19 protein-coding genes are annotated in these 13784 nt (G+C 63.6%); 5 read left to right on the forward strand and 14 right to left on the reverse strand.

Annotated elements, in window-relative coordinates; genetic code table 11:
• Nucleotides 1–3: 3 nt before the first annotated feature.
• Both MFF24_RS22740 and MFF24_RS22745 read right to left on the reverse strand, forming a co-directional pair.
• Complete coding sequence (locus tag MFF24_RS22740) at nucleotides 4–2055, reverse strand: phage terminase large subunit family protein (protein WP_238228119.1); 2052 nt, start codon at nucleotides 2053–2055, stop codon at nucleotides 4–6.
• A complete protein-coding gene (locus MFF24_RS22745) occupies nucleotides 2027–2665 on the reverse strand; it encodes a hypothetical protein (RefSeq protein ID WP_238228121.1) in 639 nt (212 codons plus the stop codon). The genes MFF24_RS22740 and MFF24_RS22745 overlap by 29 nt, the downstream gene beginning before the upstream one ends.
• 154 nt (nucleotides 2666–2819) lie before the next feature.
• Here MFF24_RS22745 and MFF24_RS22750 point away from each other — a divergent pair, with 154 nt between their 5' ends.
• Nucleotides 2820–3140 (forward strand): hypothetical protein, encoded by a 321-nt coding sequence (locus tag MFF24_RS22750; RefSeq protein ID WP_238228123.1) that lies wholly within the window; start codon nucleotides 2820–2822, stop codon nucleotides 3138–3140.
• A gap of 143 nt (nucleotides 3141–3283) precedes the next feature.
• Here the strand turns inward: MFF24_RS22750 and MFF24_RS22755 are convergent, their stop codons facing one another.
• The 10 genes from MFF24_RS22755 to MFF24_RS22800 all read right to left on the reverse strand — a co-directional run bounded on the left by MFF24_RS22755 (nucleotide 3284) and on the right by MFF24_RS22800 (nucleotide 9589).
• Nucleotides 3284–3679 carry a hypothetical protein gene (locus tag MFF24_RS22755; protein WP_238228125.1) on the reverse strand — a complete coding sequence of 132 codons (396 nt, stop codon included), beginning with the start codon at nucleotides 3677–3679 and terminating at the stop codon, nucleotides 3284–3286.
• Nucleotides 3680–3957: 278 nt separating this feature from the next.
• Nucleotides 3958–4626 carry a transcription termination/antitermination NusG family protein gene (locus MFF24_RS22760; RefSeq protein WP_238228127.1) on the reverse strand — a complete coding sequence of 223 codons (669 nt, stop codon included), beginning with the start codon at nucleotides 4624–4626 and terminating at the stop codon, nucleotides 3958–3960.
• A gap of 22 nt (nucleotides 4627–4648) precedes the next feature.
• Nucleotides 4649–5605: a DUF7146 domain-containing protein gene (locus MFF24_RS22765; RefSeq protein ID WP_238228129.1), complete on the reverse strand. Its 957-nt coding sequence runs from the start codon at nucleotides 5603–5605 to the stop codon at nucleotides 4649–4651.
• A gap of 2 nt (nucleotides 5606–5607) precedes the next feature.
• On the reverse strand, nucleotides 5608–7083 hold the full coding sequence (locus MFF24_RS22770; protein WP_238228131.1) for a DEAD/DEAH box helicase: 1476 nt from the start codon (nucleotides 7081–7083) through the stop codon (nucleotides 5608–5610).
• Complete coding sequence (locus MFF24_RS22775; protein WP_238228133.1) at nucleotides 7080–7664, reverse strand: hypothetical protein; 585 nt, start codon at nucleotides 7662–7664, stop codon at nucleotides 7080–7082. Before MFF24_RS22775 ends, MFF24_RS22770 begins: the two co-directional genes overlap by 4 nt.
• A 1-nt stretch (nucleotide 7665) precedes the next feature.
• Nucleotides 7666–8013 carry a hypothetical protein gene (locus MFF24_RS22780; RefSeq protein ID WP_238228135.1) on the reverse strand — a complete coding sequence of 116 codons (348 nt, stop codon included), beginning with the start codon at nucleotides 8011–8013 and terminating at the stop codon, nucleotides 7666–7668.
• Nucleotides 8014–8095: 82 nt separating this feature from the next.
• Nucleotides 8096–8374 (reverse strand): hypothetical protein, encoded by a 279-nt coding sequence (locus MFF24_RS22785; protein ID WP_238228136.1) that lies wholly within the window; start codon nucleotides 8372–8374, stop codon nucleotides 8096–8098.
• On the reverse strand, nucleotides 8367–8639 hold the full coding sequence (locus tag MFF24_RS22790) for a DUF837 domain-containing protein (RefSeq protein ID WP_238228137.1): 273 nt from the start codon (nucleotides 8637–8639) through the stop codon (nucleotides 8367–8369). The genes MFF24_RS22785 and MFF24_RS22790 overlap by 8 nt, the downstream gene beginning before the upstream one ends.
• Before the next feature lie 133 nt (nucleotides 8640–8772).
• Nucleotides 8773–9153, reverse strand: coding sequence for a hypothetical protein (locus MFF24_RS22795; protein WP_238228139.1), 381 nt, complete (start codon nucleotides 9151–9153; stop codon nucleotides 8773–8775).
• 211 nt (nucleotides 9154–9364) lie between these two features.
• Nucleotides 9365–9589 carry a hypothetical protein gene (locus tag MFF24_RS22800; protein WP_238228149.1) on the reverse strand — a complete coding sequence of 75 codons (225 nt, stop codon included), beginning with the start codon at nucleotides 9587–9589 and terminating at the stop codon, nucleotides 9365–9367.
• Here MFF24_RS22800 and MFF24_RS22805 point away from each other — a divergent pair.
• Both MFF24_RS22805 and MFF24_RS22810 read left to right on the forward strand, forming a co-directional pair.
• Complete coding sequence (locus MFF24_RS22805; protein WP_238228151.1) at nucleotides 9588–9818, forward strand: hypothetical protein; 231 nt, start codon at nucleotides 9588–9590, stop codon at nucleotides 9816–9818. The genes MFF24_RS22800 and MFF24_RS22805 overlap by 2 nt on opposite strands.
• A gap of 12 nt (nucleotides 9819–9830) precedes the next feature.
• Entirely contained in the window at nucleotides 9831–10091 is a 261-nt protein-coding gene (locus MFF24_RS22810) for a hypothetical protein (protein ID WP_238228153.1), read from the forward strand.
• Between the two features lie 179 nt (nucleotides 10092–10270).
• Here MFF24_RS22810 and MFF24_RS22815 read toward each other — a convergent pair whose 3' ends face one another.
• Nucleotides 10271–10507, reverse strand: coding sequence for a hypothetical protein (locus MFF24_RS22815; protein WP_238228154.1), 237 nt, complete (start codon nucleotides 10505–10507; stop codon nucleotides 10271–10273).
• 99 nt (nucleotides 10508–10606) lie between these two features.
• Here MFF24_RS22815 and MFF24_RS22820 point away from each other — a divergent pair, with 99 nt between their 5' ends.
• The gene (locus MFF24_RS22820) at nucleotides 10607–11299 is read left to right on the forward strand and encodes a LexA family transcriptional regulator (RefSeq protein WP_238228156.1); all 693 of its coding nucleotides are present in this window, start codon (nucleotides 10607–10609) and stop codon (nucleotides 11297–11299) included.
• 91 nt (nucleotides 11300–11390) lie between these two features.
• Nucleotides 11391–13301, forward strand: coding sequence for an ATP-binding protein (locus tag MFF24_RS22825; RefSeq protein ID WP_238228157.1), 1911 nt, complete (start codon nucleotides 11391–11393; stop codon nucleotides 13299–13301).
• Between the two features lie 12 nt (nucleotides 13302–13313).
• Here the strand turns inward: MFF24_RS22825 and MFF24_RS22830 are convergent, their stop codons facing one another.
• Nucleotides 13314–13628 carry a hypothetical protein gene (locus MFF24_RS22830; protein WP_238228159.1) on the reverse strand — a complete coding sequence of 105 codons (315 nt, stop codon included), beginning with the start codon at nucleotides 13626–13628 and terminating at the stop codon, nucleotides 13314–13316.
• Nucleotides 13629–13784 lie beyond the last annotated feature (156 nt).

A 13784-nucleotide genomic window follows, 5' to 3' on the forward strand; every position in this document is an offset into this window, starting at 1 on the left:
GCTCTACCTCGTCCGGCTGCGGACCCGGCTGCGCGGGGCCATGCGTTTCAGGTTGCGGTCAGCGAGCGAGCCCGCGGCTACGGCCGGGGTCGCGATCTCAGCCGCCGGTGCAATCGTCGTCCGCTGGATGCCGAGAGCATCCTCGAGGCCGCGCCAGTGGGTCTCGCGCCAGCGGTCCCAGCCGCGCATGGCCGCGAGGCCGCGGGCGTAGTTCGCGCAGTCGAGCCACTCGTTGCGGCGCCCGCCGATCGGCACCCATTCGCGCCGCGTACGGCCGCGGCTGACGCTCACCACCAATTCCTCGGCGGTCAGCTGCCGGACACCGTCCTCGGGGATGTCCCGCGGCAGGTGGACGAAGCCGGCCGGGAACGGCGCGTCGCCCGAGGGGCGCTGTAGGCCCAGACAGCCCATCAGCTCCTGCTTGGCGAACGAAGCGCCCACCCGGACCGTTTTCAGGCCGCGCCGGAGCTTCTTACCCTTGGCCGTCGAGTCCTTGTTGCCGAGACCGAGGAAGGCGCCCGAGTAGCTGTCCTGGCCGTCGATCGCGTGGACGTTGCCGCGGCCGGCCTGGGACCGGACGAAGGCGTAGACCTCAGCGGTGAAGGCGCTGGAGTCGATGCCCCAGTCCCGCACCATCATCTCGGAGCCGCTGGCGTGCTCCCAGGTCTCGCTGAACATCGCCTCGAGCTCGGTCCAGACTTCGGACCGGCTCGTGTCGCCCGTCAGCACTCGGTGCTCGATCAGCCAGCGCTCGCGGTTGCGGCCGAAGCCCCAGACCGTGACCTCGATGCGGTCCTTCTGCACGTCCGCGCCCGCGAACAGGATCAGCGTGCCGGCCGGGACCGTGCCGGCGAGGTAGTCGTCGCGCCTGGCGTAGACGTCCTGCCACTCAGGGGCGTCGGCGCCCTCTTTCCACGTCCGGGCCAGCTGCGTGTTGAAGAAGGTCCGCAACGCCTCCGGCCCCCGTCGCAGCGCCCGCGCGAACTTCGCGACCGTCTCCTTGATGGTTTGCTTCGGCGCGTAGAGCTTGGAGGCCTGCCCGCCCGCATGGTCGTTCGGGACAGCCTCACAGCCGCACGACCGGCAGAGGGCCCGCCGCACGCCGTATGCCTCTGGCGCCCACTGCTCGGGCACTTGGTTCTCGCCGCAGCAGGTGAACGAGGCCGTCTGCCGCCATTCGATCTTGCGGAGCGCGACGAGGCGCTGCGCCTCGGTCCACGGCTGCTCGCAGCTGACGCATTCGTACCGGGCGGACGCGGTGACGATCTTGCCACCCTCATCCTTGTCGAAGCGGACCTGCTCCCACTCCATCGACTGCCAGGCCGCGCAGTGCGGGCAGCAGACGTAGGGTTTGCGCTGGTCGCTCTCGTCGTAGCTCGCTTCGATCGCCGAGCGGCCGGCAATCGTTGGAGAGCAGGCCACCACCGTCAGGCTGTTGGCCTTGAACTCGGCCTGCCGCTCCTCGGCGAGATCGATCGGTGAGCCCTCGCCGCCGGCCGAGAGCGGGTACTTGTCGATCTCGTCGCAGACCAGCAGCCGGATCGGCCGCATGGCGAGGTTCGTCGGGCTGTTGGCGCCCACGAGGGTGATGTGGCCGCCGGGAAACTGTTTGTGTGTCAGGGTGGCGCCCGAGTCCCGTGACTTGGCGTCCCCGAACAGGTCTCGCAGCACCCGCGTGTCGCGGATCATCGGCGCGAGCCGGTCCTTCGAGAAGGTCTCAGCCGCGTCGTCCTTCGGGAACACGCCGAGGATCGGGCACGGCTCGACGTGAATGAAGCGGCCCGCGATGTTCTCGATGCAGGTCGTCTTGAGCAGCTGCGTGCAGGCCATCAGCGTGATCTTGCTGACGCCCGGCTCGGTCGCCCACAACATGGGCCCGCGCGCCACCTCGACACGCGAGGCGATGAACCGGCCTCCGTTCGAACTCTCCTTGCTCAGCCGGCGATACCGCTCCGCCCACTGCACCACGTCGAGATCCGGAGGCGGGGTCAGCCCGCGTCGCCACGCGCTGCGCAGGCTCGCAGTGTCAGCCGAACTCGCCGGCGGAGGGCTCACCGAGTTCGGTGAGGTGCTTTTTGACATAGGCGGTCAGGACCGGCGTCAGCTGCCTCGGTTCGATCTTCAGCTCGTCGGCCATCTCGATCGCGACCCGGGCTGGCCACGCTAGCCAGGCATCACGAAGCGCCCGGCCTTCCTCGAAGAACGCTGCCTCGGCCGCGGGCCGATCAACGAGCTTGCTGCCGTCCCGCTCGACGATCTGCTTCCGGTGGAGGCCGAGCCAGTTCTCCTTGCGCCGGACAGCGATCGCGGTCGGCAGGTTCGGGTCGTCGGGGTCGAAGGCGTCTTCCTGGCCGCCGTCGCCATCGAGAGGCGCCGGGCGCGGCTGTGGCTCGGGAGCGGGCTTCGGTGCCGGCTTCGGCGCAGCCTCGGCATGGGAGGCGTTGTTACCGTCCTGCGCCCGCACGGGCCGATGGGTAACACCGCCTCGATAGGTCGCTGGCCGCTGGTCGAGGTTCCACTCGGTGGCTTCCACATCCACGCGACCAGCGCCGTCGAGGACGAGTAATCCCTTCTGCTTCCAAGTGGTTACGGCCTTGCGCGAGACGCCACGATGACGGGCGAACTCGGCTTGGCTGAGAAATTTTGCGCCGCTCGTCTCTGCCATGGGCGCTGTTACCCGTCACCGCGTTACCGGGTTCCACGACCCTGGCGCTAGGAAAGCTGGGGGCCCCGACCACCCGTATAGGTTTGGGGGCGCCAGGGTCCCCCGGGGTTCGGGCGGGCCCGTGGTGTGACCGCCAACGCAATTCGGAGATGAGATGAGCGACGAACGAAGGGGTGACTGGTATCGGCGCAAGCCGGACGAGGGGGAGTGGGAGCATACGCGCCGGATCGCGCTCTCTCCCATCAGGCCCCCGGATTGGCCCGAAGGGGTCCGCTCCATCAGCATAGAGGGGGTTGGCCTTCTCGGTGTCCACGAGAAGAGCGGAGAGCTCTACTGGGACGGCAAGCCGGTTGCGATCCGTCCGCCCGTACGCCTCGGGACCTTCGAGCGATGGGCCGCCGCCCTCGCCACGATGGGGACGGTCGGCACCTTCATCGTTGAGCTAGGACGGTCTGCCAAATGGTGGGCAGGATGAGAAAAGCCCCACAGCGGGCGATCCGCTCGGGGCACAAGCCGCCATCGTAGGGAAGCAGGCCGACCCGAGCGAGGAGTTGTCCATGCCTGCCGGGGGTTACCCCATGAGCACTCAGAAGCGGAGGCCCTCGGAAAACGAAGATGTTATTTCGATGTGCGCTTCAACGTACCCTCGAAGTCACATGAGGCACCATGCCAATAGAGGCAGCCGTCCTCTGATACCTTCGCCGACTTAAAGTCGGGAGAGAACTTCACGGTAATGCGACATAGGCCGCCACCTTCATCCTTCTTCGTAAATAGGATTTCGGATGTGGTGAGCGCGCGACCATTCATTCCAACGCCGCCGCCGCAGCCAGAGATGCCCGTCGAGAACGATGCAGCAAACTGGTCAGGAGCATCGATGACGATGATCTTGGCACTCTGCGAGTACGCTCCCTTACGCTCGTATGTCCCCTCGGCGCGGTAACCCGGTCCAGCCGCGATGGCCGGAATGACCATGGCAGATGTGAGGATAGCCGAGAGGAGCAGAGGGGAGCGCATGCTTCAACCTACGCGGATGCAGTAGGTCACGTCGAGCAGGCGAAAGAACGATCCACTGCATCCGTATGGTGAGAGGCTACGGCCACTGCCTCGGTTCTAAAACCTTTCGCGGTGGCCTAACCTGAGCCAGCGACCAACCAAGGTGATGGCAAGTCGTGCCCTTTTAGGGCACGGTCAGAAGGACCAGCCTACAAAGTGGAGAAGCGGTGCTGTCCGTCTCCGTCGCGGCTCCACATCGATCCCATGAGGGAGAGTTAAGCGGCGTCTATTATCTTGTACTAGATGCTCGCAACCTGCGCAATGTCCAAGACTATGGGCGACATGCGCCCGAAGAGGCTTACACCCACCTTGACCCGATCGTTGGGCAGGATCGCCTCTACGACACCGGGGAAGCTTGCGAACGGTCCTTCGCGGACCAGCACGCTGTGCCCGACGCGGATGCCCGTAGGCTGAACGATCTCCGCCTCGGCAAGCCGGTCGGCAAGGCGCTGGAGTTCGACCGGATCGAGCCGGGCGGGGCGCATAACCAGGGACACGATGTTTCCCTCAGGTCCACCCTCCGGCTCCGGATGCGAGACGATCTCCGCCACGCCGGGCTTGGAGCGCGCCTGAGCGAGGTGCCCTGCGTCCCGTACGCCGATGAACACCGTGCGCATCAACAGGGGCGTAGAGCGGACCACCCGGCGTCCGCGTCGCACTACGACCTCGGACGTGCGGGGCAGGTACCAGTCGACCTTCAAGTCCTCCAGCCCTTTGAGCGCCCTCGTGCCCATGCGCGGCAGCGTGCGGGCGATGTGCCAGGACAGCGTCGTGTCGATCTTCACCGCCGTAGCGCCCAGCACAGGCGCTGTGACGCTTGTCGTGGACGCCGGCACGCCTGCCGCCTTGCGCTCGGCCCTACGCTGCTTCCTAGCCCGCTCGCGCTGCTTCTTGCCCGCTCGGTTCATATCGCCTCCCTGACTCTGTTCTTCAGGCCACAATCTCGAACCGACGGGCGACCTTGGCGCTCGGCTCGGCCTCCAGCACGTCGGCCCAGTCAGTGCCGATCTGCGACGGTAGTTCGACGCGCACCATGCGATCCCTGACCGCGAGGCGATGAGCGAGCGCGTAGGCCGCAGCCTGTCCACCGAAGGCGCGATCGGCATCGCCGAACACGACGACCTCTCGCGTGCAGTCCGGCGGCTGCCACTTCGCCAGCATCGTAGCGTTCGTGGCCGCCCAGACAGGCATGTCGAACAAGCGCGCTGCGGCGAGCGCGGTCTCGATGCCCTCCGCGATCCCGAGCCTCTCAGCCGGCGGGAACAGGCGGACCGCAGCACCGTCCGGCACTTTGCCCGGCATCAATCGGCGTGGGATTTCAACCGCTGCCTTACGGCCATCATGGGTTAGGTAGGTCCGGTGGAGCGTGGCTGCCTCGCCGTCGGGGCCGGACACCTTGGCGACCATGGCCGGATGGTAGGACGGGACGTCGTCCTGATAGCGGAGATGGTCCACGATGCGCAGGCAGCGCGGAAACGTGGTCTGCCCAAGCCGAGCTGTCAGGTAGCGGCCGACAGCGTCATCGGGCTGGATCAGGCGGGCCTCGGACCAGAGCCGGTTCAAGGCCGAGCGGCAGTCCTCGGGCGAGCGCTCCGCTGCCGACGGCAAGACGGGGGCATCTTCAATCAGCGGCTCCAGCCGCTCGGCCAGTTCGCGGAAGTCGATACCGAGCACCCGCATGGCGAGGTCGATGCCGTCACCGGCCCCGCAGTGATTGCAGATCCAGGTGCCGCGGCCCTCCTTGTCGTCGAAGCGGAAGCGGGTCCTACCGCCGCACATCGGACAGGGGCCATTCTTGCGGCCGGACAGAAATTGGCTGTCCACGCCGATCATTGGCAGCAGGCTCGCCCATCGATCGCGGGCGCGGTCTCGCAACGGCACGAGCATGCTCAGGCGGTCCTCCGTTTGGCCGAGGCGATCTGCTTGGACTTCAACCAGTTGAGGATGCGTCGCTCCGGTTCACGTTCCGGTGCGTGCTGGTAGCGGTTGGGCCAAGCGCCGGTAAATTCCTTGAACTGGTGGGCGGCCCAGCCCGGTGCGTAGCCGCGGCGGCGCCCGTAGAGCTTGAGCTGGCCGAACAGCGCGATCTTCTCCTCGGCCTTGGCCTTCACCCGCTCGCGCTTCAGTTCGACGAGGTTGCCCTCCTCGCAGCGGATCTCGCTCTGCTTCACTGGCTTGAAGCCGCAGGCGGGACAGGTCGGGGTCTTCGGCGGTTTCAGGAAGGCGCAGGACGAGCACTTCTTCGGTAGCGACACGATTCGCTCCCGTGCCTCCTGCCTCTGCCGCGAGCGACCGTCGTCGAGAGCATTGTGGTGGATGTCGGTGACGAAGCCGAGCCGCAGATGCGTGTCGCTGTGGTCGAGAATCTTGCAATCGGATTTCGGACCATAGATCGGGTGCGGCTCCGGCATCCGCAGGCCTCGCCCGACGATCTGCACGAACAGCATCTCGGATTGCGTCGGCCGCGCCAGGACGATGCAGCGCACGTCGAGATCCACACCGGTCGTCAGGCAGCCGACGCTGGCGATGACCCGCACCTCGCCGGCCGTGAAGCGCTGGAACAGGGCCTCACGCTCGCCGGGCTTCGTGTAGGCGTCGATGTAGCCACAGGTGATGCCAGAGCCCTCGAATTCGGTCTGCAGGCGCTTGGCGTGAGCGCGATCGACCGCGAACACGAAGGTCGGCCGATCCTCTCCCTGCCGGCGCCACGTCGTCACCACGTCGGCCACGAGTTCGGGTTTGTTCATCGCCTTGCTGAGGTCGCCCTCGTGGTAGTCACCAGCCACGGTGCGGACGCCGGCCAGATCGGGGTGTGACGGGGCGTAGACCCGGAAGGGCGAGAGGTAGCCGGCCTCGATCAACTCGGCCGTCGTGGTGACCTGGATCAGGTCGTCGTAGTGCTTGCCCAGCCCCTTGGTCCACGGCGTCGCCGAGAGCCCGACGAACGGAACCTCCTGCCAGTCCTCGGCTGCCATCCACGGACCCAACATCTCGAACCAGCGATGCGCCTCGTCGATCACGACGATGTCGAAGGGCGGGATCGCCCGGCGCTGCAGGGTCTGGATCGAGGCGACCTGCACCGGCGCGGCCGGATCCGTCATCGGGTGGTTGCCCTGGATCACGCCGATGTCGCGAATGCCCTCGGCGTAGAACGAGCGCACGGTCTGGTCGATCAGCGCGATCGCAGGCACCACGAACAGCACCCGCTTCGCCTTCGACCGGGCGCCCTTCACGATCGCACCGGCCACCACGGTCTTGCCCGCTCCCGTCGGAGCCTGGACCATCGGGCGGCGGCGACCGGAGGCGAGCGACTGGCGCAGCCGTTCGATGATCCGGGTCTGATGCGGGCGAAGCTCCCGGCTCATCGGGCGCCTCCCATAGCCCGGTCGCAACCGAACTGGCTGTGATCGTCCCAAGCCGCGGGTTCGAGATCGCTGAGGTCGTCGTCGGCCCGAGCCCGCCCCTCGCGTGCGCCTACGTACGCGGGGGAGGTTCCCTCGTTCACCGTCTCTGCGGCTAGGTTCTGTTCCCTGGTCCTAGGTCCAGGGTCCAAGGTCATAGATCTATTATCCAGCATCGAGACTTCGCGACCATTCGCGAGCCCTCGCGAGACTTCAACGAATTCGGGCAGTTTCGATTTGCTCGGTCTGTCAATCTTCTGATGTGACAACCACTTAGGGATATCGAGGTAGGGCTTACCCTCGACGAGGTATCGACGAATGCACGCCTGATCTTCGAGTTCTTGCAGCCAACCCTCGATGAGGTTCAGCGCATCGTCGTCGAAGGGGTAGAGCGTCATCGCGAGCACTCGCGAGTTTGCGCGAGCCCTCCCGGCATCATCCACGATGGTCCAGAGCTGCACGAACAGCAGCCGGGCATCGCGCGAGAGAGCACCGATCGTCTCGGACTGTGCGAACTCGGGCTTGATGGAGCGGATACGTGCCATGTCAGGCCTGCCCCTTCGGGATCATGGTCGAGAGGGAGGCAGCCTGAGGCGCGGTCGCAGAGGGGCGGCGCTGGCAGGCCAGGACATCGGCGAGCCAGAGAGCATGGACGCGCTCGACCAGCCGCGAGGCGTAGCGGAACTGCTTGTCGGTGAGCCCGCCGCGATCGACCGCGTGAGAGAGCAGGCTGGCCGCGAAGCCAAGATCGCGGTCGTTGGCATCCATCACCGCTACGCACCAGCGCAGCTGATCGATCCATGCCCTGGTGCGCGGAAAGTCCGGCACCTGAGATGGATGCAGGCAGTAACCGTCCTCGTTTTCGGGTGACGGTGGGTGCTTGTGATCGGGCATGGCGACACCGTTCCGGAAACCGCGAGCGCGGCCGGCGAGAGAGTTCGGGGCGGGGAGGGTGGTCGGGCCGTGCCGGGAGCGATCAGGGCGGTGCGCGGATGCGGGCTGGCCGCTTCGGCGTGAGGTGGCCGCGGAACACGCCCACGGTCGATGCCGGTTGGGGCCGGAGCAAGGTCAGCAGCCGCGCGGTTTCCCGGTGAGCCTCGGAGCGCACACGGTTGCGGCGGGCGGCCTCCTCAAGCCCTTCAGCCTCCAGGCCGAGGGCGAGGTTGCCGTCGCGCCGGGCGACGCCCTCGTGCCATCTCACAAGCCGCTCCAGGCGTTCCTGATCGACCGTGGGGGCATCGTCGGCCTCAAGCATCGCTACGCTCCCCCAGCCGCTGGCGCAGGCCCACGTTCTCGGCGGTGAGCCGGGCGATCTCGTCCTCCAGTTCGAGATGCGCCCGCTCGTCGGGGACGAGGTGGGCGCGCATGAACCGGGTGTAGGCCTCGGCTACCGCCTGATGGTCGGCGATGTCGTCGCTCTGTGCGGCGTGCCGCTTGGCCTCGACCCACCGCTCGAACAGGTGCGTCCGGTAGGCCCTCACCCGCTCGATGACGGGTCGTCTGAGGTCGTGATTCAGCATCGGCCAAAGCTCCGGGGTTCGAGGAGCGCCGTGTCGGGGCGGATGGGGGAGGGGCGGTGGACCGGCTGTCAGCCGGTGGCGTCGGCTACGGCGGTGCGCGGGCGTAGGTGGCGAGGATCGTCATGGCCGCTCCTCAGGACCGGGCTTGGTCGCGGATGGCGGCGAGGCGTTCCCGCGCATGCGCGAGGTCAGCCTCTGCCGCCGCGATCTCAGGTTCGAGATCAGGTCGACCAAGAGCCCGAGCAGCCGCCAGCGTCGTCTCAAGCTCATGCACTTCACTCCGAACGGCTTGGACGCGGGCCTCGATCAGATGGTCCAGCCACCGGCCCAGGCTCTCCCGGACACGGTGACGTGCAGACCAGAATACGCCGCGAGGAATGCCGTGCCTCCGCTCCAACGCCGCACGGGCGATGGTGCGGGAGGCGCCCGAGGAAGCCTCTCGGTCCTCCAGCCATTGCGCGAGATCGCGGGCCAGGACGGCTCGATTGCTCAGGGCGGCATTCACGACGGTCATCCGCTGCAAGAGATTTTTGCCAGACACGCAAAGCCTCCCATGGTCGAAACAGATCGACCACGACGACGGGAGACCAGCAGGTGAGGCACGAAACGGGTGGTCACGAGGGAATGGGAGCCGACGGCCGCGATGCTCTGGCAGGAACGGGCGGTCGTCGGTTCACCGATGGGGACACCGGCACGAGCCGGAGAGAGCAGGGCGGACGGACTGGTCATGCCGAGACCTCCGCAACACGGACAGGACGCTTCACCGGCTCCAGATCGACGGCACGCACGGCCCCGGCCGTCACCGCCTCGATCCGAGCCGCGACACGGATGGACGGCCCGCGCGTCCGGAACCGGAGCTTGCGCACGCCCTCGGCCGAGATCTCGCCGATGCGCCCGGCCATCTCGGAATCGGAAACACCTTCGCGGGTCATCCAGTCCTTGAGCCACATGGCGGTATCACCTCCACCCGACGGCGCGGCGCCGGGGCTGAGGCCGCTCGGCGAGGCGCTGGCGATCCTGATGGTGGATCTGGTGGGCGTGATGCCGGGGCTGGACCGCGACGCAGTGCTGGAGCGGCTGGCGAACCGCCTCGACGGACACGGGCGTACGCCGGGCGGCACGAATTCGGCGATGCTTCTCGGCGCGGTCGGCCGCGCTCTGATCCGATTGGGTGCTTGAGAGGAGGGCGGGATGGCCGAGAACGAAGAGATGTTTGTGGTCGAACTGGAGAGTGTCGACCGCGAGCTGGAGGTCGACGGCAACGGCGCCATCGAGACGTTCGAAGTGCGCTTCAACTGCGCCCGGCCGAACTGCTCCCTGGAGGTACACGTCACCTTCGACGTGAAGGATGTGACGACGCTGGAGGTCGTGCCGCGAGCCATGGCGGAGATGCGCCGGGCGTTCGCCGCGCTGGCTGCGCAAAGCGCGGGCTGGGGCGGAACAGAAGCCTGATCGCGGTTCGATTGCGCTGAGGTCCACCGAACTGCCTGCGTCTGCCCGCGGAGGTTCGACGCTCCGCCTCTCCGCTAACGAGGTCCGGCGGAAGCTCTCCGTCGGTTCGAATGCCACCCCTTCCGTCAACTGCAATCCGGCAGCCTGCACGCGACGGCACGCCATCGGTGATACATCGCTCATGCGACGCTCCGGGGCTCGGCGGCATCAGGAGCGCGGCGCACACGCGTCTTCGGCCATTCGGTCAGCCCTACGGTGCCGGAGGTGACTTCGTGGATGCGAATGGCCGTCTGGAGCGACGGACCGCGCTCGCCGTACTTGAGCTTGCGGATACAGTGCTGGGTGATCCCACCGACGCGCAGCGCCATGGTCACGTCGTCCAGCCTCTCGGCGCGCATGTAGTCGATGAGCCTCATAGGTCGCCACATTTCCCCCAAAGGGCAACATTGTCAATCCCTAAAAGGGAAAGGACAACGGACCCGATCCGGGCCATATCTCCCCTCATGGGGAATGCGTTGCGGGAACTCAGGCTTGAACGCGGCTGGACGCACGAAGAGGCGGCCACGGCAATGGGCGTGTCCCGTGGTCAGTTTATCAAGCTTGAGCGCGGGGATCGTGGCTTGACCGAGCGGACGATCGCGCTGGCTGCCAGAGCCTTCGAGGTCTCGCCCAGCCGGGTCATCGGTGATGAAGCGGCCGCGAATGGGGAGCAGCCCGCCCCCCTCTCGACGCGAACGCAATCGAACGCGAGTATCCCCGATCAGACAGCAGCGGTGGACCCGAGTGTCTCCAGGGGGCCGAGGAACGTCCCGGTATACGGCACCGGCTCGGGTGGGAACGGTGGCGACTTCAGCTTCAATGGCCAAATGATCGACCACGCGCCGCGGCCGCCAGGCATCGCCAACCGCAAGGACGTCTACGTCATCTATCTCGTCGGTGACAGCGTCGCGCCGGCCTACGAGGACGGCAGCCCGATCTACGTGGACCCACATCGCCGACCAGCGCCGCGCGATTACGTCGTAGTCGAGCTACGGGGCGAGCGTGAGGGCGAGCCAGGACCGGCCTTCGTGAAGCGCCTCCTCAGCCGCGGCGGTGGGAAGCTCCGGCTGGAGCAGCACAACCCGCCGGAGCAGCTGGAGCCGATCGACGAGGCGGATGTGGTGCGAGTGCACCGGGTGATCCCATGGCCCGAGTTGATCGGAATATGATAAGATAGCTTTCTCTGCTAGATCAGCGCGATAGAGGGCATCGGAGTCACCCTCATCATACGCGATTTCACAGAATGGAGTTGCAAATGCAATGATTCAGAAGAAAAGTGCAGCACAACTCATCAAAGAGCTGAATGCTACTGATGAAACCGAAGAACTCGAAGCTAAAGAACAGTCGAGCTTAATTGTAAGCAAGACAGTTTACGAGACTATTTGCGCCCTTGCAAACGAGCCAGATCTAGGCGGCGGCACTATTCTCCTCGGAGTGGAGAAAGAGGAAGCGCTTTTTTCATTTTATACGCCATCAGGGGTAAATAACCCCGATAAAATTTCATCTGACATTGCCTCAAGCTGCGCAACGACATTTAACCAACCAATAAGAATAGACATCAAACCAGAACTAATCGGCGATAAAACTGTGTTGCGAATCGATGTGCCTGAACTTCCGCCCGCTCAGAAACCTCTCTATTTCAGAGCTACTGGTTTACCCAAAGGCGCATTTAGACGAATTGGGCCAACTGATATTAGATGCACAGATGAAGATTTGCAGATATTTTATCAGGGTAAAGGCAGCGACCCGTTCGACGTGCGGATTGTAAGAGATGCGTCGTGGGATGACATTGATCCACTTGCAGTACTAGCATATAGATCTGCTAGGAAAGAAGCAAACCCACTTGCAGAAGAACTGAATTGGTCAGACAGAGATTTGCTATTTGCTCTAGGGTCAACCAGAAGTGTCGAGGGCGTATTAAAGATTACATATACTGGCCTTCTTTCATTCGGAAAACAATCTGCACTCCGCCGCCTGCTTCCTTCGCATCGGGTCGATTACGTGAGGGTCAAAGGAACCACATGGTTTAATAAAACAGATGAACCAGTAGAGTCGCTTGATATGCGCGGCCCTTTGATGAGTTTGATACCTAGAATAATTTCTGCTGTTTCAGACGATCTTCCTAGAACCCTTGATGTTGAAGGTGGAAGATTGGGCCAACGTGTTGAAGTGCCTGTTATGCCGTATCGTGTAATTCGAGAGGCTGTCGTAAATGCGGTGATGCACAGGAGCTACCAAGTTTTTCAGCCGGTGCAAATCATCCGTTACGCCAATAGAATTGTAATCAAAAATCCAGGATATTCCCTAAAATCGCAGGATCGGTTCGATACACCGGGCTCTTCGCTGCGGAACCCTACTATCGCGGCCATCATGCATGAAACTCGATTCGCTGAAACGAAGGGCAGCGGCATCCGTGTTATGCAGGCCAAGATGCGCGAAAGCGGGCTGTCTGCTCCAACTTTCGAGAGTGATAGAGACAACGATGAATTTACAGCAACCTTTCTGTTTCATCATTTCCTGAACGAAAGCGATTGGGAGTGGCTATCACGTTTTTCCGCCCTGAATTTGACAGAAGATCAGATGAAAGCTCTGGTTTTCGTTCGAGAGGTTGGGGCAATCGATAATTCTACATATCGCAACCTCACTCATCTGGACACACTTGCAGCCAGCAAAAGCCTCAGACTTCTCCGTGAAGCTGAGCTGCTCATAGATCGAGGTAGTGGTGCTCGAACTCACTATGTTCCAGGCCCAGAGATGTTAGCGCGCGAAACAAGTCAGATCCAATTTGGCGGCTCGCCCCCGAAAGGCACCATCCAAGATAACGGCCCTATCTTGGATGGTGCCATCCAAGATAGGGGGCATCGGATGCCTGACTTACCGATTCCCTTGCGCAAACAAGTTCTAGCCATTCAGCTAAAGAAGCGTCTGCCCGCCGATTCAATCAAAGAAATTATCGAAGCACTTTGCGGCTGGAAAGCTTTATCCGCGGAGGAGATATCGAGATTTATCCAGAGAGACCGAGTGTACACGTCTCAACAATTTCTTGGGCCAATGATTTTAGAAGGCAGACTTGCATATCTTTTTCCCGAGATGGTTCAGCACCCCGATCAAAAATATAAAACAAAAACAACTCCTGAAAAACCGCGCGGCCGCAAAGTTTCAGGTCGATAGAAACGCACAAAATTAATTGGGTTTTTCGTCTGGCCTGATTGTCAGCATCGCGATTTGAGCATTGAGTTTATCGCGAATATCGATCGCGGCAGCGAGTGTCAGGCGTATGCGAGCGCTGATGATCCATTCCGCGCGAAGATTGAGACCACCAGATGGTACGCCGCGGATGTGGGCAAGTGTAGCATCGATGTTGCCGTTCATGATGCTGATGCCCGCGACCCCATCGACCATAGCTAGCGGAACACTGAAAGGGTCCAAGAGAGTCGGAGCCTCATCCGCTTGAGCAGTTCCTTCGAATCCGAGTTTTTCTTCCTCTAGCTTATTCATGCTTTGCCGCCTTGCTCTCGAATCACCCCGCGAGATCGTCGCACACTAGAGCCGTGCCCTTTCAGGTTGGCTCATAGGCATCGTATCCAGCAGCGGTGATGTAGTTTCGGCACTCATCCGGTCGGACAGCGGCGAACGCGTCCTCGATGGCGGTGG

This window comes from Methylorubrum aminovorans (genome assembly GCF_022179725.1).
Taxonomy (GTDB): Bacteria; Pseudomonadota; Alphaproteobacteria; order Rhizobiales; family Beijerinckiaceae; genus Methylobacterium; species Methylobacterium aminovorans.